This is a genomic window from Actinomadura sp. 3N407 (assembly GCF_052245875.1).
GTDB lineage: Bacteria > Actinomycetota > Actinomycetes > Streptosporangiales > Streptosporangiaceae > Spirillospora.
The window spans coordinates 39,956-65,503 of the sequence record NZ_JBQQBP010000007.1 but is presented as its reverse complement, the minus strand read 5'-3'; the positions used below and the strand labels follow the sequence as shown (position 1 = coordinate 65,503).

The window sequence follows — 25,548 nt, the reverse complement described above, 5'->3', positions numbered from 1 at the left end:
CGCTCCCGGAATGGACGAGGTCCGGTATGACGGGAGCCGGCATGTGGAGTCCGGGGACGGCAGCGTCATCGGGTTCAGGGTCTTCGGCGAGGTCGCCTCACCGGAGGTGATGGAGCGGCTCCGTGCAGGCGCGGACGTCGCCGTCCTTCCCGGTCAGGGGCATATGGCGATGCTGGAGGATCCGGCGCTGCTCGCCGATGCCCTTTCCGGGTTCGCGGCCCCGGCGGGGCCTGCGGCGGGGATCGCCCGCCACAGGCCCCGAAGGGTCACTCGTTGAAGAGGCGGCCGTAGTCCGCCATCGCGAGTGCGATGTCGGCCTGCGCCCAGAACCGGTGGTAGGTGAACACCGGCGGGGTGGAGCTGGTGCCGTTGGCGTAGGCCCAGACCCGCTCGAAGTCGGGGTCGTCTTCGTAGAAGGAGCGGATGGACATGAACGTCGACTCGGAGTTGATCGGGTCGCCGTTCGGCATGGTCCCGGTCCAGCCGGGCGGGATGTAGACCGGGTCGTTGACGCGGTCGTAGTCGGCCCTGGTCTCCTCGACCGCGATGCCCTTGGCGTCGGTGTGCCGCCACAGAGCGTCGAGGAGGTCCTTGGCGGTCTGCTTGGCGGCTTCGTCGCCGGACCTGGCGGCGTAGTACGCCAGGGTCCTGGCGTACGCGGCGGTGACGCCGACGTCGTTGGTGTACTCCTCCACGGTGACGTGCAGGCCGGTGTTTGCCGGCGGCATGCCCGTCGAGGACGACCAGTTCGCGTCCGGAGCCCCGGACCACGTCATCGTGGACGGGATCTGGATGCTGCCCGTGGACGGGTCGACCGTCGTCTCCGACAGCGCCCAGCCGACCCACTTGTCGAGGATCGCCTCGGCGTCGGCGTTACCGGTGACCTGGTACAGCTCGGCGACGCGTTCCATCGACCACGCCTGGAACCCGAACCACTGGTTGCTCGGCGGGTCGTGGTAGACGGGCTGCCAGTCGTAGGCCATGCCGAAGAACTTCGTCAGGTCGGAGGGCGGTGTGCTGTAGCTGCCCTCCCAGCTGTTGGTGACCCCGCCGGCGATCGCGCCCTCGGCGGACTGCAGCCACTTGTAGAGCTGCAGCTGCCGGGTGAGGCTGGTCTCCCAGTCGGCCTTGGCCGTCGCGCCGTCCGGTGCGAGGGCCGGATCGTTCACCAGCGCCCACGCGGCGAGGGGGTTCTGGTAGCCGAAGTGCGAGGCGCCGTCGCCGATGCGCCAGGCCCAGCCGGCGCTGGTGTCCAGGGCGCCGCCCCACGCGTAGTACCAGGACAGCAGGTAGTGCGCGCTGCCCTTGCCCGACGCGCCAGGGCAGGACGAGGCCGGATGGCAGTCGCCGATCTGCTTGAAGTACTTGTCGAAGAAGGCGTAGCGCAGATAGTCGCCCATCTTGCCCGCCTTCGCGACGGTGGCCGAGATCTCACCGGTCTTGCCCTGGTCCTCGGCCCAGACGTTCGCCCAGTACGCGGCCTGGATGGCGCGCGCGTCGGCGTCCGGCGCGTTGGTGAACTTCCACTGCTCGGCGTAGGAGTCGTCGTCGATGAACAGGTCGAGGAACCCGTTCGTGCCGCCGTACTCGAACCTGTCGCACGTCGGCTGCGGGACGGTCTCGAACACCGACTCCTGGGAGCCGCGCTGGTAGGTGTTGATGTACGAGGGACCGTCGGCGCCGGGCCCCTCTTCGCAGCCGCCGCCCGGCGTGTTGCCGTAGCCGTAGACGTTGTCCACGTCCTGCAGCCAGTGCATGCCGTAGATGTCGTCGGTCCCGTACGCGGACTCGAGCTCGGCCGCGATCGGGTCCTGCCCGACGGGGACGCCGTCGTCGATCGCCGACGGGTAGTCGCTCGGCTCGGGGTGCTCGGCGGCGTAGGTGGCGGGCGCGGACGGATCGTAGAAGGAGTTGGTCGGCTGATCCTCGCTCGTCGGGATCATGTACCTCTCCATCAGCGCCCAGGAGTCGTTGAACGGCTCCCAGTTCTGCGTGACCCTGCCGTACATGGCCTCCAGCCAGATGAGGTAGCTGTAGGCCTCCGACGTGGTCTCGTGCCCGTGGTCCGGGGCCTCGACCAGGAACGTCTCGACCGAGTGGTACGGGATGCCCTCGGGGCTGAAGTACCCGTTCGCCGGATCCTTGATCTTGTTGTACTGGTCGAGGAAACGCTGGGTGTAGGTGCCGCCGGTCTCCACCTGCGTCGCGGTCACCTCGGCGTCCGCGTAGCCGGGCGCGGTCGAGGTGAACGTCGCCGTGCCGGTGCCGGTGTCGTTCGCGGTGATCTCCACGTCCTGCGCGGCGGACCAGTTCTGCGGCGTGAACGTGAGCGTCCCGCCGCCGGTGACGGACAGGCCGCTGTTGCCCGCGGTGCGGGTGGTCGTCACGGTCACGTTCGCGGACGGCGCCTCGGTGAGCTTCACGCCGTACGTGGCGGTGGCGCCCTGCGCGACGGTCAGCGCCGCCGGGCTCGCCACGACGCTCGCCTCCGCGGTGACGGTGATGCCGACCGGCGTGGACTGGGCGGTCGCGCCGTTGCTGTCGGTCGCCCTGGCGTAGACGGAGTAGTCACCCGCCTCCGAGGGCGTCCAGTCCAGGCTGTAGGGGGCGGTGGTGTCGCCGTCCGCGAGCGGCCCGTCCTGGTCGTAGAACTCGACCTCGGTGATGGACGCCCCGTCCGCGGCCTCCGCGGTGGCCGCCAGCGGCACCGAGGCGCCCACCGAGTACGTCGCACCGGCGGACGGGCTGGTCAGCACGACCGTCGGGGCGGGCGTGCTCTCGTTGCAGGGCGTGCCGTTGAGGGTGAACGAGGTGGGGTCGGTGTTCGTCCCGCTGTAGGTGAACTGCGCGCCCACGCTGATCGTCGCGCCCGTGGCCAGGGACCCGTTCCAGCTCTCGTTCTGGACGGTGACCTCGGAGCCGGACTGTGACCACCTGCCCGACCAGCCACTGGTCAGCCGCTGGTTCCCGGAATAGGAATAGACCAGCTCCCAGGAGTCGACCGGGTCGCCCTGGTTGGTGATGCCGATGTTCGCCGTGAAGCCGCTGCCCCAGTCGTTCTTTTCGTAGACGACCTTGCAGGACGCCGCGGCGGCCTGCGCGGGCACCACGGCCCCCAGGCCGCCGCAGAGCAGGGTCAGCATGGCGCTCACGGCGGTGAACGCGCGCCATCGTTGCCGTCTTCTCACACCTTCGTTCCTTCCTAGCGTGCCCGAGTCCGGGCATACCGGGCTCCACCACCGGCGGAGTCCGGCGATGGCGTTCGGGTGGCCGCGCCCGGGGCGGGCGCGCTGGTCCGGGGAGTGTCAGCCGGACTCTCGGATGATCAACTTGGTGCGGAGCACGACGGCGCGATCGCCGGCGGGCCGGCCGCCGGTGCAGGCCCGCAGTTCGCGGGCCAGCCGGGCGCCGAGGTCCTCGGCCGGCTGCTGGACGGTCGTCAGCCGGGGGCGGACCTGCCGGGCGACCGGCGCGTCGTCGAAGCCGACGACGGCGACGTCGTCGGGGACGCGGCGCCCGGCGCGGCGCAGCGCGCTGAGGGCGCCCACGGCCATCTGGTCGGACGCGGCGAGGACGGCGTCGAGGTCCGGGCGGCGTTCCAGCAGCCGGCGCATCGCCCGCTCACCGGACAGCCGCCCGAAGTCGCCCTGGCAGACCAGCCCGTTGACGCCCATCCCGGCCTCCTGCACGGCGAGCCGGTAGCCGGCCAGCCGGTCGACGCCGGCGCCCATGTCGGCGGGGCCGGCGATGGTGCCGATGCGGCGGCGCCCGGAGGCGAGCAGGTGCCGGACGGCGGCCTGCGCCCCGCCGAGGTTGTCGACGTCGACGTACGGCAGCGCCACCTCCTCCAGGGGCCGTCCGGCCAGCACGACCGGGGCGCCGGCGGCCGCCTGCACCAGCGGCGCGAGGTGGGCGCGGCGGGCGCCGACGAGCAGGACGCCCTCGGCCTGCCCGCCGCGCAGGTAGCCGGTGGTGGCCCGCCACTCCTCCGCGCGGCCGGCCATCAGGACGACGAGCGGCGCGCGGCCGGCGAGTTCCCGCCGCACGCCCCACAGCAGGCGCGCGAAGTACGGGTCGCCGAGGACGCGGCAGCCGTCCTCGCACATGACGGCGGCGATGGTCCCGGACGAGACGCGGTCGGGGGAGCCGGTCCGGCGGCGGACGTAGCCGAGCCGTTCGACGGCGGCCTCGACCTGGAGCCGGGCGGTCCGGCTCACCCGGGCGGAGCCGTTCAGGACGCGGGACGCGGTCGCCGGGGAGACTCCGGCGAGCTGCGCGACGTGCGCGAGGGTGGGGGGGCGGCGGCTGGGGAGGGCTGATTCTCCGGAAAGGACTGGGTCTTCTGGGAGGACGGGGTCTTCTGGGGGGTGGGTGACGGTCACGCTAGGCACTCCCTTCGGGGGTTCCCGGCCGTGCGGGGGGTAGGCCGGGTCGGGGAGTAGTGGGAGCGCTCCCAAGAATCCGTTCGGACGCGTGCCGTGTCAAGGGTCGCCGGGCGACCGATTCGACCCGGCTCCCGAGTCCCCTCACCGCGCGCGCGAGGGGCGGTGAAAATTCGTGAAAGTAATGAAACAAGGCTTCTCCCTCTACGCCGGGGCGTTCTACGTTCACCGTCAGTCCAGGAGTGGGAGCGCTCCCAAGCCGAACGCACCGAAGTGAAAGCGGAATCAGTGAAAGCGGAGATCGCATGAGATCGCCCACCCCGCGCACCGCCGCGGTGGCCGCGCTGACCGGAGCCCTCTGCCTCGCGGGCTCGCTCGTCACCGCCGGCGACGCACTCGGCACGCCCGCCGCCCACGCCGCCGTCGGCTGCCAGGTCGACTACTCCACGAACGACTGGGGCACGGGCTTCACCGCCGCCATCACGATCACCAACCGGGGATCGGCGATGGACGGCTGGACGCTGACGTACTCCTACGCCGGGAACCAGCGCCTCACGAACGGATGGAACGGGCGGTGGTCCCAGTCCGGAAGCACGATCACGGTCGTCAACGAGAACTGGAACGGGTCCCTGGCCACGGGCGCGGAGGTCAACGTGGGTGCGCAGTTCACCTACAGCGGCGCCAACGCGGCCCCCGCCGGCTTCGCCGTGAACGGGACGGCCTGCGACGGCGACGAACCGACCGACCCGCCCACCACTCCCCCGCCCGGCGGGACGGCTCCCGAGCTGAAGGTCTCGGGGAACACCCTGGTGGACGCCGACGGCGACGCCGTCCGGCTGCGCGGGGTGAACAGGTCCGGCGGTGAGTTCGCCTGCGTCCAGGGCAACGGGATCTGGGACGGCCCGATGGACGCCGCGTCCGTCGCGGCCATCAGGAGCTGGAACGCCAACGCCGTCCGGGTGCCGCTCAACTCCGACTGCTGGCTGGGCCTGGACAACGTCGAACCCGCCTACCGCGGCACCGCGTACCAGAACGCGGTCAAGGACTACGTCGCCCTGCTCGAAGAGAACGGCATCACGCCGATCCTGGAACTGCACTGGAGCCACGGACTGTGGACCGGTCACGACAGCCACTGCGAGACGGCCGACGCCGAATGCCTGAAGCCCATGCCGGACGCCGAGTACGCGCCCGAGTTCTGGAGGCAGATGGCCGACGCGTTCAAGAACGACACGGCGGTCGTCTTCGACCTGTTCAACGAGCCGTACCCGAACAACCTCGAAGTCATGGACTACGACCGGTCCTGGCAGTGCTGGCGTGACGGCGGCCCGGCCTGCACGGGCCTGACCTACGAGGCGGCCGGGATGCAGGACCTTCTCGACGCCGTCCGGGGAACCGGCGCCGCGAACGTCGTCATGGTCGGCGGCAACAGCTACTCCAACGACCTCAGCCGGTGGCTCGCGATGAAGCCGTCGGACCCGACCGGGAACCTCGCCGCCTCCTGGCACTCCTACAACTTCAACTACTGCAGCGACGCGTCCTGCTGGGACGAGCAGATCGCGCCCGTCGCCGCGCAGGTCCCGCTCGTCGCCGGCGAGTTCGGCGAGGACACCTGCTCCCACGGCTACGTCGACACCCTGATGGCGTGGCTCGACGCGCACGGCGCTTCCTATCTCGGCTGGACGTGGAACACCTGGGACTGCGCCGCCGGCCCCTCGCTGATCAGCTCCTACGACGGCACGCCGACCCCGTACGGCGCCGGGCTCCGCGACCACCTGCTGTCCGCTCCCTGACCCCCACCGGAAAGACATCCGCCCCAACCAGAGGAGGAACACCGGATGAGACACCCCCCAGTGCGCAGGAGACGCGGCGCCCGCCGCGGCGTGGCGGCCGCGTCGGCCGCCCTCCTGCTCGCCTCAGGCACGGTCGCGCTGGCTCAGGCCCAGGCCAGCGCGGCCGCCGGCTGCAAGGTCGACTACACCGCCAACTCGTGGGACAGCGGCTTCACCGCCACCGTCTCGGTCACCAACCTCGGCGACCCGATCACCGGCGGCTGGACGCTGGAGTGGGACTTCGCCGGCAACCAGCAGGTGACCTCGGGCTGGAGCGGGACGTTCTCGCAGTCCGGCAGCCACGTCACGGTGACGAACCCGGGCTGGAGCAGCACGCTCGGCACCGACGCGACGGTCAGCCCGGGCTTCCAGGCCACCTACTCGGGCGACAACGCGGCTCCCGCCGAGTTCACCCTGAACGGGGTCCTCTGCACCGGGTCCACGGGACCGACCGACCCGCCGACCACCGACCCGCCGACCGATCCGCCCGGTGACCGGGCCGATAACCCGTACGCGGGGGCAGAGGTGTACGTGAACCCCCAGTGGGCGGCCAATGCCGCCGCCGAACCCGGCGGCGGCGCGATCGCCGACGAGCCGACCGGTGTGTGGATGGACCGGATCGCCGCGATCGAGGGCGCGAACGGCAAAATGGGCCTGCGCGACCATCTCGACACCGCGCTCGACCAGGGCGACGACCTGGTCCAGGTCGTCGTCTACAACCTGCCCGGACGCGACTGCGCGGCGCTCGCGTCCAACGGCGAGCTCGGCCCGGACGAGATCGGCAGGTACAAGACCGAGTTCATCGACCCGATCGCGGACATCCTCGGCGACGAGAAGTACGCCGGCCTGCGGATCGTCACGGTCGTCGAGATCGACTCGCTGCCGAACCTCATCACCAACGTCGGCGACGGGGACGTGGCCACCGAGAACTGCAACGAGATGCTGGAGAACGGCAACTACCAGGAGGGCATCGCCTACGCGCTGCAGGAGCTCGGCGCCATCCCGAACGTCTACAACTACATCGACATCGGCCACCACGGCTGGCTCGGCTGGGACGACAACTTCTCCTCGTCCGCCGACCTGCTCACCGAGGTCGCCCAGATGTCCGGCTCGCTCGGCAACATCACCGGCTTCATCACCAACACCGCCAACTACGGGGCGCTGACGGAGCCGTACTTCTCCATCAACGACTCCGTCAACGGCACGTCCGTCCGCCAGTCCTCGTGGGTCGACTGGAACCGCTACGTCGACGAGCTGTCGTACGCGCAGGCGTACCGGCAGGAGCTCGTCGGCAACGGTTTCGACGACGGCATCGGGATGCTCATCGACACCAGCCGCAACGGCTGGGGCGGTGCCGACCGCCCGACCGGCCCCGGCCCGACGACGGACGTGGACGCCTACGTCGACGGCGGCCGCACCGACCGGCGCATCCACCTCGGCAACTGGTGCAACCAGTCGGGCGCGGGTCTCGGCGAGCGGCCGACGGCGGCCCCCGAGCCGGGCATCGACGCCTATGTCTGGATCAAGCCTCCGGGCGAGTCGGACGGGGCCAGCGAAGAGATCCCGAACGACGAGGGCAAGGGCTTCGACGAGATGTGCGACCCTGCGTACGGCGGCAACCCCCGCAACGGCGGCAACCCGAGCGGTGCCCTGCCGGACGCGCCGATCTCCGGCCACTGGTTCTCCGCCCAGTTCCAGGAGCTGCTCCGGAACGCCAACCCGCCCGTCCAGTAACCGGTGACCGATACCGGTAGCCGGTAACCGGCCACAAGGGAAAAGGGCCCCGTGATCCGCTCCGGTCACGGGGCCTCTCCCTGTCCGGGGACGACCCGGCGCCGAGGAGGAACTCGTGGGAAACGAAGCGGCCCGCGGCGTCCCCTGTCCGGACGCCGCGGGCCACGTTCTGTTGTCGGGAGCCTTCAGCTGTTGTCGGGAGCCTTCCAGTCGGATGTCGTTCCGGAAGCCGTGCCGTGTCAGGAGGTCATGAGGTCATGAGGTCATGAGGTCATGCAGTGCGGGTCGAGATCGGTCGCCGCACCGGACGTGTTCACCGTGAACCCGAACGTGGCCGTGTCGCCCACGTCCAGCGCGCCGTTCCAGGCGGCGTTGCCGACGGTGACGTCGGGGCCGGACTGGGTGTAGGTGCCGTTCCAGAGGCTCGCGATCGTCTCGCCGTTGGCGAAGGTGAGGTGGGCCATCCAGCCGTTGATCGGCAGCGTGCCGGTGTTGGTGACGGTGATCTCGCCCTGGTAGCCGCCGTCCCAGCTGTTGACGGAGCGGTAGGCGGCGGTGCAGACCATGCCCGGGTCGCCGGGGGGATCGGTGGGCGGGTCCGTCGGTTCCCCGTCTCCGTCGCCGATCCCGGTGACCTCGCCGTTGCCGCCGTCGAAGACGACGTCGGAGCAGCCGTAGAAGGTCTCGGCGCTGTCAGAGCGTTCCCACACGGTGTAGATGATGTGGCGGCCGCTCTTGCCGGACGGGAGCCGGGCGTTCCAGTGGTAGTAGGAGTCCTCGTTGCCTGGCGACCCGACGCTCGGCGGGTCGGTGGCGCTGTAGAACGGCTCCGCCTCCAGGTCGTCCCAGGACAGCGGGCTCGTCGGGCTCCAGGAGTCCTTGGTGATGTAGGTGCGGAACGTTCCCGGGTGGGCCGCCCACTTGTTGTACCTGAACTCCAGGTTCGCGCCGGACGTGAGGTGCGTGACCGGCCAGTCGTCGCGGGGCAGGTCGTAGCCGCTGAAGTCGTAGACGACCGCGCCGCCGCTGCACAGCTCGCCGTCCGGGATGAAGCCGCGGGTGCGGCCGGCGCCGTCCGAGCGCAGCACCGCGAACCAGTTGTAGAGCGAGCTGGTGCCGCTCTGCGCGATCGCCGCCGCGCAGGCGGGGTTGTTCGGGATGATCTGCCCGGTGGGGGTCAGGCCGTCCTTCCAGCACAGGTAGGTGCGGCTGCCGGGCACCATCGCCGCGCCGTGCGCCGCCGCCGGCACCGCCGCCAGCAGGGATCCGGCCACCATCGCCGGGCCGAGCACGGCGCCCGCGACCAGGGCCTTGCGTTTTCGGGTGGTTCGCCTTCGGGTCGTCCGCCTTCGGGTCGCCATCGTCCTCCGTTCACGGGTCGGGGGACATCTGTCCCAACCGGACGCTAACTCCGGCTGGTCGAGCCCGTGAACGGCCCTTTCACCCTTTCACCGCGGTGCCCTGCGGGCGGCCGCCGGGGCCGGGGCGCGAGGAAGAATCGCCGACCCGGATGGACCCCGGCGGCCTGGTTGTTCCCCGGCCGTGTGGAGCCGGGGTCACCCCTCGTTTGTCCCGCCCGCGGCGGCGCGCCGGGGGCAACGGGCGCGAAACCGCAGGCGGGACGGGGAATCGACCATAACGCGCATGCTTGATCACGTGAAGTGATCGGCGCTTGACAGTTGTTCCCTGCGCCGGTCAAGGCCGGCGGGTCGGGAAATCACCCGCGGCTCAGCCCTTGCTCGCGCCCGCGGTGAGTCCTCCGATCAGCTGGCGTTCGGCCACGGCGTAGAAGAGCAGGGCGGGGATCATGGCCAGCACGATGTAGGCCAGGACGAGGGCGTAGTCCGTCGAGTACTGCCCCTGGTACTGCTGGATGCCGACGGGGATCGTGTGCCACTTCTCGTCGGCCAGCACCAGCAGCGGCAGGAAGAAGTTGTTCCAGCTCGTCACGATGGCGAGGACCGACACGGTGCCGAGGGCGGGGCGCGCCATCGGCAGCAGGATGCGCCAGAAGAAGCCGAACCGGGTGCAGCCGTCCATGATCGCCGCCTCCTCCAGCTCCGCCGGGATCGTCCGGAAGAAGGAGCGCAGGATGATGATCGTGATCGGCAGCGCGAACGCGGCCTGCGGCAGGATCACGCCGAGCGGGTTGTCCAGCAGGCCGAGCGAGCGCAGCAGGACGAACAGCGGCAGCACCGCCACCGCCGGCGGGAACATCAGGCCCGCCGCGAACGCGGTGAAGAAGATCTCGCGTCCCCGGAAGGCGTAGCGGGCGAACGCGAACGCCGCCATCGCCGACACCGCGACGGTGATCAGCGTGGTGGCGACCGCGATCATCACGCTGTTGCCGATCTGCCGCCAGAAGGCGCCGGACGACAGGATGCCGGTGTAGTTCGAGAACTTCCACTCGTCCGGCAGCCCGATGGGATCGGTGGTGAGGGCGCCGGTGGTCTTGAGGCCCGACAGCACCGCGTACAGCAGCGGGACGACGATGAACGAGCCGAGCACCCACACCAGCGTGTGCCGCGACATGCTCCGCACGATCGCCTGGCGGCTCATCGGCGGCCCCCCGCGGAAGTGACCGCGCCCCGCAGGTCGCGGCGGAGCGCGAAGCGCTGGTACAGCAGGGAGAAGACCATGCTGATGAGGAACATGGCCACGCTGATCGCGCTGGCGTAGCCCATCTGGTACCGCTTGAAGCCGAACTCGTACATGGTGACGGCCATCGTCTCCGTTGCATGCGTCGGCCCGCCCGTCGTGGTGACCCACACGAGGTCGAAGAGCTGGATCGAGCCGATGACGGACAGGAACACGCTGATCCGCAGGGTCGGCGCCAGCAGCGGCAGCGTGACGCTGCGGAACCGCCGCCACGCCCCGGCCCCGTCGATCGACGCGGCCTCCAGGATCTCCTTCGGGATCCCCTGCAGCCCGGCGAGGTAGATCATCATGTGGAAGCCGAAGTACTTCCACGTCATGACGGCGATCAGGGTGGGCAGCGCGGTGGCGGGGTCGGAGAACCACTTGCCGGCGAGCCCGCCGAGCAGCGGCAGGTCCTCGACGAGGGCGTCGGCGAGGCCGCTTCCCGGCAGGAAGATGATGCCGAACAGCACTCCGGCGATCACCTCGGCCAGGATGTAGGGCGCGAAGAAGACCGCCCGGTAGACCGCCCTGCCGCGCATCCTCTGGTTGAGCAGGACGGCGGTGCCGAGGGCGAGCGGCAGCTGGACGACCAGCGACAGCACGACCAGCAGGAAGCCGCGCCACAGGTCGCCGCGGAAGACCTCGTCGCCGGCCAGGTTCCGGTAGTTCTCCAGGCCGACGAAGTCGTCGGGGAAGCCGAAGCCGCCCCACTTGAAGAAGCTGGTGAAGAAGGCGACGAGGATGGGGATCAGGACGAAGCAGGCGAACAGCACCAGCGCCGGCGTGAGGAACCAGGTGCTCGACAGCCAGCCGCGCAGCCGTCTCCCCGCCGACGCCTCGGGGCCCCGCTTTCGCGGGGCCCGTGCGGCGTGCCGCGGCCGATCATCGGTCGGGGCGGACAGCGTCATTGGCTCTGGGCCACCTTGGTGATCGACTGCGCGACCTCCTGCGCCGACTTCTTGCCCGCGATGAGCGAGGCGACGCTGTCGTTGACCTCCTGGCCGACGGCGGGCGGGAACGCCTGGTCCAGGTAGAGCTGGAACCCGGTGGAGCCGTTCAGCGCGTCGGCGACCATCTTGCGGTTCTCGTCGGTCAGCGCGCTCTCGGCGCCCTTGACGACCGGCATGAACGCGCCCGAGGAGACGAGTTCGCGCTCGTTCTGCGCGTTCATGAGGAACGCGAGGAAGTCCACGGCCTCGGGCGGCGCGTCCTTGCTGACCGCGTGCCCGTTGCCGCCGCCGAACACGTCGGTCACGGCGCCCGGGCCGCCCTCGACGGTCGGGAAGGGGAACCAGCCCAGGTCCTCGCCCAGGTCCTTGCCGGAGGCGTCCTTCTGGACGGCGGGCGCCCACTGGCCCATCAGCTCCATGCCGGCCTTGCCGGCGCCCATCGTCGCGGCCTGCCCGCCGGGCGTGTCGTAGCCGGCGTTCTGGTAGCCCTGCTGGAAGGGCTGCAGGTCGGCGAGCTCCTTCAGCTTCTCACCGGCCTGGACGAACGGGGCGCCGCCGAAGTCGTTGCTCTTGGCCGCCTGCTCCATCCCGGTCATGCCGCCGATGCGCATCGCCAGGTAGGCCCAGTAGTAGTGGCCGGGCCACTTGTCCTTGCCGCCGAGGGCGATGGGCGTGATGCCGGCGTCCTTGAGCTTGCGGGCGGCGTCGATGAACTCGGCCCAGGTCTTCGGCGGGCCGCTGATCCCGGCCTTCTCGAAGTGCTTCTTGTTGTACCAGAAGCCGACCATGCCCATGTCGTAGGGCACGGCGTAGGTCTTGCCGTCGAACTGGTACGGCTTCTTGGAGACGTCGGTCATGGTCCCCAGCACTTCGGCCCCGTCGGAGGTGATGTCCTTGACGAGCCCGGCGTCGATCTGCTGCTTGAGCACGCCGCCGCCCCAGGTCACGTAGATGTCGGGCAGGTCGCCGGAGGCGACGAGCGCCGTCATCTTCGATTTGAAGGCGTCGTTCTCCAGGCTGGTGGCCTTGATGTCGACGTTCGGGTTCTGCGCCTCGTACGCCTTCGCGATCTTCGGGAAGAGGCTCTGCGACGGCTCGGTGGTCGCGATGTTCATCCATTCGACCGTGACCTTGCCGTCCGATCCGGAGTCGCCGCCGCACGCGGCGAGCATGGGCGCGGCCGTGACCAGCACGGCTCCCGCGGAGACTGCGGTCAGGAACGAACGTCGCGATAGGTGTGGGATGCCCATGGTGGTCTCCTGGATCCGGGGGTGGTGGGCGATGGCCTGAACGGTGGGAACGATCTCGCTCCCGTTCGAAACATTTCGAAAGTCTTCGGGGCTCCGTTGCCGTGGAACTCTAAGAACGCGACCCCCAGTGGTCAAGACCTGAGCGCCGGTTGACCGCAATTATGTGCGGAAGAGTTACCGCCCTCGGGGGCTAGGAGTGGGCGAAACATTGCGATACTGTTCGCAATCGTTTCCTCGGGGAGGAGAGAAGCGTGCCCGTGCGCACCACCGACGAGATGCCAGATCCGCCGTCCCGGCCGACGCTGGCGCTCATCGCTTCCGAGGCGGGGGTCTCCCCCGCCACGGTGTCCAAGGTCCTCAACGGACGGACCGACGTCGCCGCCGCGACCCGTGAACGGGTGGAGGCGCTGCTGCGCACCCACAACTATCCCGGCCCCGGCGGCGCCCGGCGCGCCCGCCGGTCCGGCCTGATCGACCTCGTCCTGGCCGGTCTGGACAGCCCGTGGGCGGTGGAGATCCTGCGCGGCGTGGAGGCCGAGTGCGCCGAGCACGGCACCGGCGTCGTCGTCTCGCTGGTGCGCCAGGACGACGCCCGCCCGCCGAGCTGGCAGAACCTGCCCGCGCTGCACCACAGCGACGGGGTGATCCTGGTGACGTCCCGGATGACGCGCCGTCAGCGCGACCAGCTGGCCCGCGCCGGCGTGGGACTCGTCCTGGTCGACCCGGTGAACCTGCCGGACAACGACATCGCCAGCGTCGGCGCCACCAACTGGGCCGGCGGGATGTCCGCCACCGAGCATCTGCTCGGGCTCGGCCACCGCCGCATCGGGATGATCGGCGGCCCCGCGGACATGCTGTGCACCCAGGCCCGGGTGGACGGCTACCGGACGGCCCTGGAGCGCGCCGGGATCGACGTCGACAAGGACCTCGTCCGGTACGGCGACTTCCACCACCAGGGCGGCTTCGCCCGGACGCGCGAACTGCTGGAGCTCCCCGATCCGCCGACGGCGATCTTCGCCGGCAGCGACGAGCAGGCGATGGGCGCCTACCAGGCGGCCCGCCTCGCCGGCCTGCGCATCCCCGAGGACCTGAGCGTCGTCGGTTTCGACGACCTGCCGACCTGCGAGTGGCTGTCGCCGCCGCTGACGACCGTCCGGCAGCCGCTGGAGGAGATGGGCCGGGTCGCGGCCCGGACCCTGCTCCAGCTGCTCGACGGGCGGCCGCCCCTGACCCCCCGCGTGGAGCTGGCCACCGATCTGCGTGTCCGCGCCTCCACCGCACCACCACCATCGGAGGAGCGATGACCGAAGCCGTCCCGGCCGCGAGCGCGACCCGTGAGCCCTGGCGTGATCGCGGGCTGCCGGTCGCCGAGCGGGTCGCCGACCTGCTGGCCCGGATGACGCCGGAGGAGAAGGCGGGCCAGCTCGCCGGATACTGGGCGCTGCCCGCCGAGCCCGGCGGGCCCGTGGCCCCCATGGAGGACGACTCCCACGAGAACGCCCCGTCCCTCGACGAGATCCTGGACCGGGGCCTCGGCCAGCTCACCCGCGTGTTCGGCACCGCTCCCGTCCCGGCCGCCGAGGGCGCCGCCCGGCTCCGCGAACTGCAGCGGCGCGTCGCCGCCGGAAACCGTTTCGGCATCCCGGCGATCGCGCACGAGGAATGCCTCAACGGCTTCATGACGTGGGGCGCCACCGTCTTCCCCAGCCCGCCCGCGTGGGGCGCGTCGTTCGACGCCGACCTCGTCGGCGCCATGGCCGCGGCGATCGGCGGGAGCCTGCGGGCGGCCGGCGTCCACCAGGGCCTCGCACCCGTGCTGGACGTCGTCCGCGACGCGCGCTGGGGCCGGACGGAGGAGTGCATCGGAGAGGACCCGTATCTCGTCAGCGTCCTCGGCACCGCCTACGTCCAGGGCCTGGAACGATCCGGGGTCGTCTCGACGCTCAAGCACTTCGCCGGCTACTCCGCCTCCCGCGCCGGCCGGAACATGGCCCCCACGCCGATCGGGCCGCGCGAGTTCGCCGACGTCCTGGTCGAACCGTTCGTGATGGCCCTGCGCGACGGCGGCGCCCGCTCGGTCATGCACTCCTACACCGACGTGGACGGGATGCCGGCCGCCGCCGACGAGCGGCTGCTGACCGGGCTGCTGCGCGACCGGCTGGGCCTGGAGGGCATCGTCGTCGCCGACTACTTCGGCATCTCGTTCCTGGAGACCCGCCACCACGTGGCCGGCTCCCGGGGCGAGGCCGCCGCGCTCGCCCTGCGCGCCGGCGTCGACATGGAGCTCCCGACCGTGCGCTGCTACGGCACTCCCCTGATCGAGAAGATCCGGGAGGGCGCCGTCCCCGAAGAGCTGCTGGACCGCGCCGCCGCCCGCGTCCTGACCCTCAAGGCCGAGATCGGCCTGCTGGACGGGGTACCGGGCGACGGTGACGGCGAGGCGCTGGACTTCGATCCGCCCGAGCACCGGGCCCTGGCGCGGCGGCTGGCGGAGGAGTCGGTCGTGCTGCTGGCCAATGACGGCACGCTGCCGCTGCGTTCCGGCGCCGGGGTCGTGCTGGCGGGGCCGCTCGCCGACGATCCGTTCGCGATGATGGGCTGCTACACGTTCCCGAGCCATGTCGGCCGGCAGCATCCGGAACTGCCGCTCGGGGTGGAGATCCCGACGCTGGCGGAGGCGCTGCACGCCGAGCTTCCCGACGTGCGGGTCGCGGGCTCCAAGGACGTGCTCGTGACCGACGACGCCGACATCCAGGCGGCCGTGGCGGCGGCGCGGGACGCCGAGCTGTGCGTGCTGGCGCTCGGCGACCGGGCCGGCCTCTTCGGCCGCGGCACGTCCGGGGAGGGCTGCGACGCCGAGACCCTGGCGCTGCCCGGCCGGCAGGCCGAGCTGGCCGCCGCGGTGATCGACACCGGCACGCCCACGGTCATCGTGCTGCTCACCGGCCGCCCGTACGCGCTGGAGGGCATCGCCGACCGGGCCGCGGCCGTCGTGCAGGCGTTCTTCCCGGGCGAGGAGGGCGGACGGGCGGTCGCCGGAGTCCTGTCGGGACGGGTCGAGCCGTCCGGGCGGATGCCGATCAGCGTGCCGCGCCGCGGATCCGGCCCGCCCGTCACCTACCTGCGGTCGAAGATGGACGGCGGGCACGACTGGAGCGAGGTCGATCCGGTCCCGCTGTACCCGTTCGGCCACGGCCTGACCTGGACGACGTTCGAGTACGGCGCCCTGCGGGTCGACGAGTCGGCCGCCACGGACGGGTCGGTCACGGTCAGCGCCGTCGTGCGCAACACGGGGGACCACGCGGGGACGGAGGTCGTCCAGCTGTACCTGTCGGACCCGGTGGCGTCGGTGGTGCGGCCGGGGCGCTGGCTCGCCGGGTGGGCCCGGGTCCGGCTGGAGCCCGGCGACGCGGCGCGGATCGAGTTCGACGTGCACGCCGACCGCACCTCGTTCACCGGACCGGATCTGCGGCGCATCGTCGAGCCGGGCGAGATCGAGGTCTCCGTCGGGCCGTCGAGCGCGGTTGTTCCGCTGCGCGGCTCGTTCACGCTGGAAGGCCCCGTCCGTGTCCTCGATGCGGACCGGGTGCTGACCGTCCCCGTTGAGGTAACGCTCCTATGACCCTGTTTCGGAATCCGGTGCTGCCGGGCTGCCATCCCGACCCGTCGATCTGCCGGGTGGGCGACGACTTCTACCTCGTGACGTCGACGTTCGAGTGGTTCCCCGGCATGCCGGTGTTCCACAGCCGCGACCTGGTGCACTGGCGGCACGCCGGGCACGCGCTGGACCGGCCGGAGCAGCTCCCGCTGGACGGCGTCCCCGCGTCCGGGGGCCTGTACGCGCCGACGCTGCGCCACCACGCGCCCCCGAACCAGGCGGGCCGCTTCTACCTGGTCTGCACGCTGGTGGACGGCACGGACTGGTCCGGGCACTTCGTGATGACCGCGTCCGATCCCGCCGGGCCGTGGTCGGACGCGCACCGGCTGGACGGCGAGGGCATCGACCCGTCCCTGTTCTTCGACGACGACGGCCGCGCCTGGTGCACCGGCACCCGCCTGACCGGGCGGTACGAGGGGCACACGGAGATCTGGCTGCGCGAGTTCGACCCGTCCGCCCTGGCGCTGACCGGCGAGGAGCACGTGCTCTGGGACGGGGCCCTGAAGGGCTCGATCTGGTCGGAGGGCTCCCACCTCTACAAGGTCGGCGGACGGTACTACCTGCTCACGGCCGAGGGCGGCACCGCACTGGAGCACGCCGTGATGGTCGCGCGGGCCGACGCCGTCACCGGCCCGTACGCGGGCAACCCGCGCAACCCGGTGCTGACCCACCGCAATCTCGGAACCGGCCACCCCATCGTCGGGACCGGCCACGCCGACCTGGTGGAGACGCCGGACGGCGAATGGTGGATGGTGCTGCTCGGGATGCGCCCGCACCACGGCGACCGGTGCGTCCTCGGCCGGGAGACGTTCCTGACGCCCGTCGCGTGGGAGGACGGGTGGCCGGTCACCGGCGGCCGGGTCGAGCCGAGCCATCCGGTTCCGGCGCTGCCTCCGCGTCCCTGGCCCGCCGCCCCGATGTGCGACCAGTTCGACGGGCCGGAGCTGGCCCCCGCCTGGAACATGCTGCGGACTCCGCGGGAACGCTGGTGGAGCCTGGACGAGCGTCCCGGGCATCTGCGGCTGCGCGTCCGGCCGGAGAGCCTCGCCGACGTCGCCAATCCCTCGTTCGTCGGGCGGCGCCAGCAGCACCCGGACTTCGCCGCCTTCACCTCGCTCGACTTCGTGCCCGCGAACGAGGAGTGGGCGGGTCTCGCGCTGGTCCAGAACAACGACTTCCACGTCCTGCTCGTGTCGACGAGCCAGGGGCTGCTTCTCGTCAAGCGCGAGCAGGGGCTCGAGACCGTGCTGGCCAAGGCGCAGGCCCATCCCGGGCCGGTCCGGCTCGGGTTCGAGGCCCACGGCCGCTGGTACCAGGCGTCCTACGCCCTGGAAGCGGGCGGCTCCGTGGAGCCGGGGGGCTGGACGCCGCTCGGCGATCCCGTCGACGGCGACCTCCTGAGCAGCCAGGTCGCGGGCGGGTTCACCGGCGCCTACATCGGTCTCTACGCCACCGCCAACGGCCGGGCCGGCACCAACCACGCCGACTTCGCCTGGTTCGAATACGTCCCGCTCTAAGAAGGACGGCTCTAGAGAAGCAGGGCGGGGTCGGCGATGACGCGTTCGATCACGAGTCCGGCGGCGCCGAGGACGGCGGCGCCCTCGGCGAGGCCGGAGATCTCCACCGGCGGCACTCCCCGGCGGAGCGAGCCGGAGCCGTCCGCCAGGACCGCCTGGAGCGGGGGGCGGACCCAGTCGGCCAGCGGGGAGAAGACGCCGCCGAGCACGATGGTGTCCGGGTCGATCAGGTTGACGACGGAGGCGAGCGCCCCGCCGAGCGCGCGGCCGGCCCGGTCCACCGCGTGCAGGGCGGCCCCGTCGCCGGAGTTCAGCCGGTCGATGAGCGTGGCGACCGGACTCGCGGCCCCGGCCGCGGGCCGCGTCACGGGCAGTCCGGCCGCGCGCAGGATCGCGTCCTGGCCGGCGATCTGCTCCAGGCATCCGCGGCCGCCGCAGGAGCAGGGCGGGCCCGCGGGCTCGGCCACCAGATGCCCGAGTTCGCCGGCGAAGCCGTGGGCCCCGCGGAACACCCGGCGGTTCACGACGATGCCGGCGCCGATCCCGATCTCGCCCGAGACGTGCACGAAGTCGCCGAACCGGGTCCCGCCGCCGAACCACAGCTCGCCGAGGGCGGCGAGGTTGGCCTCGTTGTCGTACTCGGCGGGCAGCGCGGCGTCGAGACCGGGAGCGCCGGTGACCGGAACGTCGGTCCAGCCGAGGTTCGGCGCGTGGCGCACCACGCCGTTCTCGCGGTCGAGCAGGCCGGGGAGGGCGACAGCCGCGCCGGCGACGGTGAGTCCCTGCCCGGCGACGGCGGAGACGGCCTCCGCCGCGAGGGCCGCGAGGGCGGCGAGGACGGCGCCGGGTTCGCGTCCGCGATTGTCGGCGCTGATCACGTGCCGGTAGCGGACCCGCTTGCCGAGGTCGATCACGCAGGCGGCGAGGTAGTCGACGTTGACCTCCAGGCCCAGCCCGGCGGCGCCCTCGCCGTGGACGGACACCCCCACGCCCGGACGCCCGCGCTCCCCCTCGTGGACGGGCGCGCCGTCCCGGACCAGGCCCGCGCTCTCCAGGAGCGAGACGAGGTTCGAGACGGTCGTCTTGGTGAAGCCCGTCAGCTCCGCGAGGCGCGCCCGGGTCACGGGCTGGTGGCGGGCGATGTGCTCCAGCACGACGGCGAGGTTCCGCTCGCGCATCGTCGCGTGCCGGACGGGGGCGTTCGCGGACTTCGTCATGAATGAACCCTAAATGATTCGCGTGTATAGGCAGGGCGGTACCCCTCTGCTACGTTAATTAGTCCATGCTCTTTACGAAAGGGCTCCTCACGAAGGGTGGGACGGATGGCCGAGAGCCTGGTCGCGGGCGTCGACTCCTCGACGCAGTCGACGAAGGTCGTCCTGTGCCGCGCCGGGGACGGCACCGTGGTCGCCGAGGCGTCGGCACCGCATCCGGACGGGACCGAATGCCATCCCGGCCACTGGTGGGGCGCGCTCTCGCAGGTGCGGGACCTGCTCGAACGGGCCGACGCGGTCGCCGTCGCCGCCCAGCAGCACGGCATGGTCGCCCTCGACGCCGCGGGCGAGGTCGTCCGGCCCGCCCTGCTGTGGAACGACACGCGCTCGGCGCCGCAGGCCCGCGCCCTCGTCGAGGAGTTCGGCGGCGCGAAGGCGTGGGCGGAGCGGACCGGCAGCGTCCCGCCCGCCTCCTTCACCGTGACCAAGCTGCGCTGGATGGCCGAGCACGAGCCGGACAACGCCCGGCGCACCGAGCGGGTGATGCTCCCGCACGACTGGCTGACGCTGCGGCTCGGCGCGCCCGAGCCGGTCACCGACCGCGGCGACGCGTCCGGCACCGGCTACTGGTCCCCCGCGACCGGCGCCTACCTGCCCGACCTGCTGCGCGCCGCGCTCGGCCACGACGCCGAGACACCGCGCCTCGCCGCGCCCGGCGAGCGCGTCGGCGAGACGGCCTGGGGCGCGGTGCTCGGCCCCGGCACCGGCGACAACATGGGCGCCGCGCTCGGCCTCGGGCTGCGGCCCGGCGACATCGTGGTGTCGATCGGCACGTCCGGCACGGCCTTCGCGGTCGCGGACGAGCCCGCCGCCGACCCGTCCGGCCTGGTCGCGGGGTTCGCCGACGCCACCGGCCGGTTCCTGCCCCTCGTCGCCACGCTGAACGCCGCGCGGATCCTGTCGGCCGCCGCCGCCATGACCGGGGCCGCGCTGTACGAGCTGTCCGCGCTCGCCCTCGCCGCCGAACCCGGCGCCGGGGGCGTGACGCTGCTCCCCTACCTCGACGGCGAGCGCACCCCCGACCGGCCGGACGCGACCGGCGTCCTCGCGGGGCTCACCTCGTCCAACGCGACGCGGGAGAACGTGGCGCGGGCGGCGGTGGAGGCGCTGCTGTGCTCCCTCGCCGACGCCGTGGACCATCTCGCCGCGCAGGGCATCCGGCCCCGCCGCACCCTGCTGATCGGCGGCGGCGCCCGCTCCGAGGCCGTCCGGGCCCTCGCCCCGGCGATCTTCGGGACGCCCGTGACCGTCCCCGGGCCCGCCGAGTACGTCGCGCTCGGCGCCGCCCGCCAGGCCGCGTGGGCCCTCGCCGGGTCCGCGGAGCCGCCCTCCTGGCCGGCGCCGCCGGCGACCGAGCACACCAGCGAGCACACCGGGCAGGAGATCCGCGAGCGCTACGCCGCGCTGCGCGACTCCGCCCCGCAGATCTGAGGAGGTCTCCCATGAGCGACTACACGCCCGTACCCGAGGACCGGTTCTCGTTCGGCATCTGGACGGTCGGCTGGCAGGGCGTCGACGTGTTCGGCCCCGGCACCCGGCCGCCGATGCCCGCCGACCGCGCCGTCCGCAAGCTGGCCGAGCTCGGTGCCTACGGCGTCAACTTCCACGACAACGACGTGTTCGACTTCGACGCCGCCCCCGCCGAGCGGCAGGGGAGGATCGACGCGTTCCGCAAGGCGCTGGACGAGACGGGCCTGGTCGTCACCACCGCCACCACGAACCTGTTCGGCCACCCGATCTTCAAGGACGGCGCGTTCACCGCCAACGACCGCGACGTGCGCCGGTTCGCGCTGCGCAAGGTCATGGACAACCTGGACCTCGCCGCCGAGCTGGGCGCGCGGGTCTACGTGTGCTGGGGCGGCCGGGAGGGCGCCGAGTCCGGGGCGTCCAAGGACGTCCGGGCGGCGCTGGACCGCTACAAGGAGGCGTTCGACGTCCTCGGCGCCTACGTCGCCGACCAGGGCTACGACCTGCGGTTCGCGATCGAGCCGAAGCCGAACGAGCCGCGCGGCGACATCCTGCTGCCCACCATCGGCCACGCGCTCGCCTTCATCCAGACGCTGGAGCGTTCCGACAACGTCGGCCTGAACCCCGAGGTCGGGCACGAGGAGATGGCGGGGCTGAACTACGCGCACGGGCTGGCGCAGGCGCTGTGGCAGGGCAAGCTGTTCCACATCGACCTGAACGGGCAGCACGGCCCCCGCTACGACCAGGACCTGCGGTTCGGCGCCGGCAACGCGCGCGGCGCGTTCTGGGTCGTCGACCTGATCGAGCAGAGCGACTATGACGGCCCGGTCCACTTCGACTTCAAGCCGCCGCGCACCGAGGACGACGAGGGCGTGTGGGAGTCGGCGGCGGCGTGCATGCGCAACTGGCTGATCCTGCGGGAGAAGGCCCGCGCGTTCCGCGCGGACCCGGACGTCCAGAGCGCCCTGCGCGAGGCCAAGCTGGAGGAACTGGCACAGCCGACCCTCGCCGACGGGGAGGACTGGCGCTCCGTCCGCGACGCCTCGCCCGACATCGAGGCCCTCGCGACCCGCCGCACCGCGTTCGAGCACCTCGACCAGCTCGCCCTCGAACACCTCTACGGCGTCCGCTCCTAGACGTCCCTGGCCCGGAAGCCCGCCCTCTCCTCCCGGGGGCGGGCTTCCGCATGTCAGGACGGCCCCAGCGTCCCGCCACCTCGGCTAGGACAGCGCCTCCGTGGGGGCCAGGCGGGCGGCACGGACGGCCGGGTACAGGCCGGCGACGCCGCCGATGACCAAGGTGGCGAGGATGCCGCCGGCCATCGCCCAGACCGGGACGACGGTCGGCCAGCTCTGCGTCACCGCGAACACCGCGGTGACGACGATGCCGAGGGCCACGCCGCCGACGCCGCCGAGCGCGGCCAGCAGCTGCGACTCGGTGAGGAACTGCAGCCGGATCTGGCCGCGGGTCGCGCCGAGGGAACGGCGCAGCCCGATCTCGGCGCGGCGCTCCAGGACCGAGATCACCATCGTGTTGGCGACGCCGACGCCGCCGACCAGCAGCGCGACCCCGCCGAGGCCGAGGAGCAGGCCGGTGAACGCCCGGTCGGTGGCGTTCTCGGCGGCGAGCGCGTCCGAGGGGCGGCTGACCTGGACCTCGTTCGGCGACCGCGGGTTCGCGGTCGCGGCGAGCAGGTCCCGCACCTTCGCCACCGCGTCCTCGCGGGCGCGGGTGTAGACGGTGGTCGGGTGGCCGTCGAAGCCGAGGTGGGCCGCGGCGGCGTCCCACCCGACGAGCGCGGCGTCGTCCAGTTCCGGCGCCAGCTCGTTGGGGTTCAGGATGCCGACGACGGTGAACCACTGGGAGCCCAGCCACACCTGGACGTTCGGTGCCGCGACGCCGAGCCGGTCGGCCGTCGCCGACCCGAGGACCACGGCCGGGTACTGCGCCGTGCCCGCGTTGAGCCAGGTACCGGCCGCCATGGTGAGGCCGACGGTGCGGGGCAGGTCGAGGCGGGCCGCGAGGACGCTGATCCCGCCGCTCTGCCCTTCCGGGATGTGGTCGTTGCGGTAGACGTTGACGTCCTCCAGTTTCGCCGTGGCCGACGCCGACTCGACGTCGGGCATCCGTCCCACCATGCCGACCGACTCCCCGGGAAGTTTCGCGGTGTCGCCGAAAAAGTCCTGGCCCGGCCCGACGGTGAGCAGGTTGGTGCCGAGCCGGTCGAGGGTGACCTGGAGCTGGGCGCGGCTGGACGTCGAGATGCCGACCACGCCGATCATGGCGGCGATGCCGATCGCGATGCCGAGGGCGGACAGGAACACCCGCGCCGGGCGGGAGCGCAGGCCGGCGGCGCCGACCCGCAGCACGTCCCCGGGGCCGAGCCGGGCGGGCGCGTCCCCGGGCGGTGTCTTCGCGTTCACCGTGCGGCCTCCATCCGTGCGCCGTCGTGGACGATCCGGCCGTCGCGCATCCGCACCTGCCGGGGCAGCAGCGCGGCGATGTCCCGGTCGTGCGTGATGAGGACGACGGTCGTCCCGGAGCCGGACAGCTCGCGCAGCAGGTCCAGGACGCCCGCGCCGGACGCGGAGTCCAGCGCGCCGGTCGGCTCGTCGGCCAGCAGCAGCGGGGGCTCCCCCACCACCGCGCGGGCGATCGCGACCCGCTGTTTCTCGCCGCCGGACAGCTGGTGCGGCCGGTGATCGAGGCGATGCCCGAGCCCCACGCGCTCCAGAGCGCGGCGGGCCCGGCGCCGTCTCTCCGCCGGCGGCACGCCCCCGTACAGCAGCCCGTCGGCGACGTTGTCGAGCGCGCTCACGCCGGCGGCGAGGTGGAACTGCTGGAACACGAACCCGATCCGCCGGGCGCGCAGCGCCGACAGCCGCCGGTCCGGAAGCCGCGACACGTCCCCGCCCTCGATGAGGACGGTGCCGGCGCTCGGCCGGTCCAGCGTGCCGAGCATGTGCAGCATCGTCGACTTCCCGGACCCGGACGGGCCGACGATCGCGACGGACTCGCCCGCCCCGACCGTCAGCGACACCGCGTCCAGCGCGGTGACCCCGCCCGGGTAGGTCTTGGTGACCTCCCGGAGCTCCACGACCGGGCTCATGAGGGGACCCCGACCTGCACGCCCTCCGCCAGGCCGGACCCGGAGATCTCGACCTGGCCCTCGGTGAACACGCCGGTCTCCACCGGCACCGTGCGGACACGCCCGTCCTGGACGACCTGGACGGCGTAGCCGCCGTCGCCCCGCGCGAGCAGCGCGCCGATCGGCACCGCGAGGACGTCGCGGTGCCGGTTCGCGGTGAGGCGCACCCCGACGGGCGCCTTGTCGTAGGAGCCGAGGGACTTCTGGCTGCCGACCGCGACCGTGACCTCGATCGTGGTCGGCTGGTCGTTCCCGCCGTCCTCGGCGACCTTCCCGACCGAGGTGATCTTTCCCTTGGTGGTGTCGCCGGACGGCAGCTCGATCTCCACCTCCGCGCCCTTCTTCGCAAGCCGCTGGTACTGGACGTCGAGGTCGACGCTCACGACGCGGGTGGTGCCGGTGTAGGTGAGGACGGGTCCGCCGAGCCTGTCGCCGACATGGGCCTTCCGTTCGGCCACCCGGATCCGCCCGGAGGCGATGGCGGCCGCCCCCCGCTCCACCCTGCCGGTCTCCTCGACGCCGAGGTCGTCCTGCCAGCGCTTCACGGCCGCCGCGGTCGCGGCGCTGTAGGTGTCGTCGACGGTGAATCCGGTATAGCCGAGCGCCCGCAGGTTCCGTTCGAGCTGCTTGACGTCCGCGCCCTCCTTCCCCGCGGAGAGCGTCCGGTACAGGGGGAGCCTGCCGTACAGGAGCGGCACCGGCGTGTCGTCGACCCGGTACACCGGCCGCCCCCTGGAGATCACGGAACCGGCGCCGGGCAGCCACGTGAGGATGCCGTGGCCGGCACCGGCGACCGTGCCGGCGGCGCCGTACCCGAGCGTGCCCTCCACGTCCTGTGTCTCGACCAGCGTCGTCCGCTCGATCGGTGCCGTCGCGGGCGGCAGTGCGCTGTGCGCGGCGGCGGGGCCGCCGCCACCGCCGCCGAGGCCGGCGGTCGCCAGACCCGCGCCGCCGACGACGGCCAGTCCCGCCGCACCCAGGACGGCGGTGCGCGCCCTGGCCATTAGTCGCCGTCCTTGCCGTCGGCGCTCGGGCCCCCGCCGCCGTCCGGCGCGAGTTTCGCGCACGCCTTCTGCGCGTCCTTGAACTTCCGGCTCTCCGGGTCCAGCCCGGTGCCCGGCCCGGCCTCCATCAGGATCCTGCCGTCGGAATCGGGGTCGGGGAACTCGCTGATGCCGTTGTCGCGCATGCACTTGGAGAAGGCCCGCAGCTTCGCCACGTCCTCGGGGTTCATCTTCTGCGGCTTGCCGCCGTTGGGCATCAGGTGCCGGCATTTCTTCTGCGCCGCAGCCACCTCGTCGTCCGCGCCCGGGCCGCCGCCCTCCCCGGGGCCGCCCTCCCCCGGGCGGGCGCTTCTGCGGATCGTGACCTTGCCGTCCCCCGTCGGATCCGGCATGTCGATCCCGTTGTCGCGCATGCACTGCGCGAACTCGCGCATCTTCTCCTGGTCGTCGGCCGCCTTGGCGGTTCCCGAGCCACCGCCGTCGCCCCCGCACCCCGGCAGCCCGAGGGCCAGAGCCGGGACCAGGGCCAGCGCCGCGAACGTCCGTCGTCGCATCGGTCGGTCTCCTTGTCGTCTCCGCCGGACGGTGCGCCGGCGGCGACCGCAAGTTCAGCCGCGGGCCGATAACCCCGGCGTAACCAGATCGCGTTATGCCGGCGTTACGCCCGCTGCCCGAAGCTGGGCGGGGGCAGGACG

The 25,548-nt window shown here is 72.2% G+C and carries 19 protein-coding genes; 8 read left to right on the top strand and 11 right to left on the bottom strand.

Annotated elements, in window-relative coordinates; translation table 11 throughout:
* The first annotated feature begins 10 nt into the window (after nt 1-10).
* On the top strand, nt 11-277 hold the full coding sequence (locus ACTWPP_RS19105; RefSeq protein ID WP_443105638.1) for an alpha/beta fold hydrolase: 267 nt from the start codon (nt 11-13) through the stop codon (nt 275-277).
* Here the strand turns inward: ACTWPP_RS19105 and ACTWPP_RS19100 are convergent.
* Both ACTWPP_RS19100 and ACTWPP_RS19095 read right to left on the bottom strand, forming a co-directional pair.
* The gene (locus ACTWPP_RS19100; RefSeq protein ID WP_443105637.1) at nt 267-3,188 is read right to left on the bottom strand and encodes a glycoside hydrolase family 48 protein; all 2,922 of its coding nucleotides are present in this window, start codon (nt 3,186-3,188) and stop codon (nt 267-269) included. The two genes, ACTWPP_RS19105 and ACTWPP_RS19100, sit on opposite strands and share 11 nt — an antisense overlap.
* A gap of 117 nt (nt 3,189-3,305) precedes the next feature.
* Nucleotides 3,306-4,382 (bottom strand): LacI family DNA-binding transcriptional regulator, encoded by a 1,077-nt coding sequence (locus tag ACTWPP_RS19095; RefSeq protein ID WP_443105636.1) that lies wholly within the window; start codon nt 4,380-4,382, stop codon nt 3,306-3,308.
* 305 nt (nt 4,383-4,687) lie between these two features.
* On the opposite strand from ACTWPP_RS19095, the gene ACTWPP_RS19090 reads away from it, so the two are divergent.
* Both ACTWPP_RS19090 and ACTWPP_RS19085 read left to right on the top strand, forming a co-directional pair.
* Nucleotides 4,688-6,172, top strand: a complete 1,485-nt coding sequence (locus ACTWPP_RS19090) for a cellulase family glycosylhydrolase (protein WP_443105635.1) — start codon at nt 4,688-4,690, stop codon at nt 6,170-6,172.
* A gap of 45 nt (nt 6,173-6,217) precedes the next feature.
* Entirely contained in the window at nt 6,218-7,945 is a 1,728-nt protein-coding gene (locus tag ACTWPP_RS19085; protein WP_443105634.1) for a glycoside hydrolase family 6 protein, read from the top strand.
* A gap of 263 nt (nt 7,946-8,208) precedes the next feature.
* Here ACTWPP_RS19085 and ACTWPP_RS19080 read toward each other — a convergent pair whose 3' ends face one another.
* The 4 genes from ACTWPP_RS19080 to ACTWPP_RS19065 form a co-directional block, all read right to left on the bottom strand.
* Entirely contained in the window at nt 8,209-9,306 is a 1,098-nt protein-coding gene (locus ACTWPP_RS19080) for a lytic polysaccharide monooxygenase auxiliary activity family 9 protein (RefSeq protein ID WP_443105633.1), read from the bottom strand.
* A 367-nt stretch (nt 9,307-9,673) separates the two neighbouring features.
* Nucleotides 9,674-10,504 (bottom strand): carbohydrate ABC transporter permease, encoded by an 831-nt coding sequence (locus tag ACTWPP_RS19075; protein WP_443105632.1) that lies wholly within the window; start codon nt 10,502-10,504, stop codon nt 9,674-9,676.
* Entirely contained in the window at nt 10,501-11,493 is a 993-nt protein-coding gene (locus tag ACTWPP_RS19070) for a carbohydrate ABC transporter permease (protein WP_443105631.1), read from the bottom strand. The genes ACTWPP_RS19075 and ACTWPP_RS19070 overlap by 4 nt, the downstream gene beginning before the upstream one ends.
* Nucleotides 11,490-12,785: an ABC transporter substrate-binding protein gene (locus ACTWPP_RS19065; RefSeq protein WP_443105630.1), complete on the bottom strand. Its 1,296-nt coding sequence runs from the start codon at nt 12,783-12,785 to the stop codon at nt 11,490-11,492. The genes ACTWPP_RS19070 and ACTWPP_RS19065 overlap by 4 nt, the downstream gene beginning before the upstream one ends.
* A gap of 275 nt (nt 12,786-13,060) precedes the next feature.
* On the opposite strand from ACTWPP_RS19065, the gene ACTWPP_RS19060 reads away from it, so the two are divergent.
* From ACTWPP_RS19060 to ACTWPP_RS19050, 3 genes are read left to right on the top strand one after another with little or no spacing between them, the layout of a single operon-like run.
* On the top strand, nt 13,061-14,089 hold the full coding sequence (locus ACTWPP_RS19060; RefSeq protein ID WP_443105976.1) for a LacI family DNA-binding transcriptional regulator: 1,029 nt from the start codon (nt 13,061-13,063) through the stop codon (nt 14,087-14,089).
* Nucleotides 14,086-16,407: a beta-glucosidase family protein gene (locus ACTWPP_RS19055; protein ID WP_443105629.1), complete on the top strand. Its 2,322-nt coding sequence runs from the start codon at nt 14,086-14,088 to the stop codon at nt 16,405-16,407. The genes ACTWPP_RS19060 and ACTWPP_RS19055 overlap by 4 nt, the downstream gene beginning before the upstream one ends.
* Nucleotides 16,404-17,960: a glycoside hydrolase family 43 protein gene (locus ACTWPP_RS19050; protein WP_443105628.1), complete on the top strand. Its 1,557-nt coding sequence runs from the start codon at nt 16,404-16,406 to the stop codon at nt 17,958-17,960. Before ACTWPP_RS19055 ends, ACTWPP_RS19050 begins: the two co-directional genes overlap by 4 nt.
* A gap of 11 nt (nt 17,961-17,971) precedes the next feature.
* On the opposite strand, the gene ACTWPP_RS19045 is transcribed toward ACTWPP_RS19050, so the two are convergent.
* Nucleotides 17,972-19,177 (bottom strand): ROK family protein, encoded by a 1,206-nt coding sequence (locus ACTWPP_RS19045; RefSeq protein WP_443105627.1) that lies wholly within the window; start codon nt 19,175-19,177, stop codon nt 17,972-17,974.
* Between the two features lie 105 nt (nt 19,178-19,282).
* Between ACTWPP_RS19045 and xylB the strand changes: the two genes are divergently transcribed.
* Together xylB and xylA are read left to right on the top strand one after the other, a co-directional pair.
* Complete coding sequence (gene xylB, locus ACTWPP_RS19040; protein WP_443105626.1) at nt 19,283-20,665, top strand: xylulokinase; 1,383 nt, start codon at nt 19,283-19,285, stop codon at nt 20,663-20,665.
* Between the two features lie 11 nt (nt 20,666-20,676).
* Nucleotides 20,677-21,837: a xylose isomerase gene (xylA, locus tag ACTWPP_RS19035; RefSeq protein ID WP_443105625.1), complete on the top strand. Its 1,161-nt coding sequence runs from the start codon at nt 20,677-20,679 to the stop codon at nt 21,835-21,837.
* 84 nt (nt 21,838-21,921) lie between these two features.
* Here xylA and ACTWPP_RS19030 read toward each other — a convergent pair whose 3' ends face one another.
* Genes ACTWPP_RS19030 through ACTWPP_RS19015 form a run of 4 tightly spaced genes read right to left on the bottom strand, consistent with a single transcriptional unit; the run spans nt 21,922 to nt 25,407 of the window.
* The gene (locus ACTWPP_RS19030; protein WP_443105624.1) at nt 21,922-23,124 is read right to left on the bottom strand and encodes an ABC transporter permease; all 1,203 of its coding nucleotides are present in this window, start codon (nt 23,122-23,124) and stop codon (nt 21,922-21,924) included.
* Nucleotides 23,121-23,810: an ABC transporter ATP-binding protein gene (locus ACTWPP_RS19025; protein WP_443105623.1), complete on the bottom strand. Its 690-nt coding sequence runs from the start codon at nt 23,808-23,810 to the stop codon at nt 23,121-23,123. Before ACTWPP_RS19025 ends, ACTWPP_RS19030 begins: the two co-directional genes overlap by 4 nt.
* Entirely contained in the window at nt 23,807-24,853 is a 1,047-nt protein-coding gene (locus tag ACTWPP_RS19020) for a peptidoglycan-binding protein (protein ID WP_443105622.1), read from the bottom strand. The genes ACTWPP_RS19025 and ACTWPP_RS19020 overlap by 4 nt, the downstream gene beginning before the upstream one ends.
* Nucleotides 24,853-25,407: a hypothetical protein gene (locus ACTWPP_RS19015; protein WP_443105621.1), complete on the bottom strand. Its 555-nt coding sequence runs from the start codon at nt 25,405-25,407 to the stop codon at nt 24,853-24,855. Before ACTWPP_RS19015 ends, ACTWPP_RS19020 begins: the two co-directional genes overlap by 1 nt.
* Between the last annotated feature and the right edge of the window lie 141 nt (nt 25,408-25,548).

Excerpts from the sequence above, each read along its gene's own strand:
- ACTWPP_RS19070 (WP_443105631.1), bottom strand. The coding sequence starts at position 11,493 with ATGACGCTGTCCGCCCCGACCGATGATCGGCCGCGGCACGCCGCACGG.
- ACTWPP_RS19080 (WP_443105633.1), bottom strand. The coding sequence starts at position 9,306 with ATGGCGACCCGAAGGCGGACGACCCGAAGGCGAACCACCCGAAAACGC.
- ACTWPP_RS19105 (WP_443105638.1), top strand. The coding sequence starts at position 11 with ATGGACGAGGTCCGGTATGACGGGAGCCGGCATGTGGAGTCCGGGGAC.
- xylB (WP_443105626.1), top strand. The coding sequence starts at position 19,283 with ATGGCCGAGAGCCTGGTCGCGGGCGTCGACTCCTCGACGCAGTCGACG.
- ACTWPP_RS19075 (WP_443105632.1), bottom strand. The coding sequence starts at position 10,504 with ATGAGCCGCCAGGCGATCGTGCGGAGCATGTCGCGGCACACGCTGGTG.
- ACTWPP_RS19050 (WP_443105628.1), top strand. The coding sequence starts at position 16,404 with ATGACCCTGTTTCGGAATCCGGTGCTGCCGGGCTGCCATCCCGACCCG.
- xylA (WP_443105625.1), top strand. The coding sequence starts at position 20,677 with ATGAGCGACTACACGCCCGTACCCGAGGACCGGTTCTCGTTCGGCATC.
- ACTWPP_RS19045 (WP_443105627.1), bottom strand. The coding sequence starts at position 19,177 with ATGACGAAGTCCGCGAACGCCCCCGTCCGGCACGCGACGATGCGCGAG.
- ACTWPP_RS19060 (WP_443105976.1), top strand. The coding sequence starts at position 13,061 with ATGCCAGATCCGCCGTCCCGGCCGACGCTGGCGCTCATCGCTTCCGAG.
- ACTWPP_RS19055 (WP_443105629.1), top strand. The coding sequence starts at position 14,086 with ATGACCGAAGCCGTCCCGGCCGCGAGCGCGACCCGTGAGCCCTGGCGT.
- ACTWPP_RS19020 (WP_443105622.1), bottom strand. The coding sequence starts at position 24,853 with ATGGCCAGGGCGCGCACCGCCGTCCTGGGTGCGGCGGGACTGGCCGTC.
- ACTWPP_RS19085 (WP_443105634.1), top strand. The coding sequence starts at position 6,218 with ATGAGACACCCCCCAGTGCGCAGGAGACGCGGCGCCCGCCGCGGCGTG.
- ACTWPP_RS19065 (WP_443105630.1), bottom strand. The coding sequence starts at position 12,785 with ATGGGCATCCCACACCTATCGCGACGTTCGTTCCTGACCGCAGTCTCC.
- ACTWPP_RS19015 (WP_443105621.1), bottom strand. The coding sequence starts at position 25,407 with ATGCGACGACGGACGTTCGCGGCGCTGGCCCTGGTCCCGGCTCTGGCC.
- ACTWPP_RS19025 (WP_443105623.1), bottom strand. The coding sequence starts at position 23,810 with ATGAGCCCGGTCGTGGAGCTCCGGGAGGTCACCAAGACCTACCCGGGC.
- ACTWPP_RS19090 (WP_443105635.1), top strand. The coding sequence starts at position 4,688 with ATGAGATCGCCCACCCCGCGCACCGCCGCGGTGGCCGCGCTGACCGGA.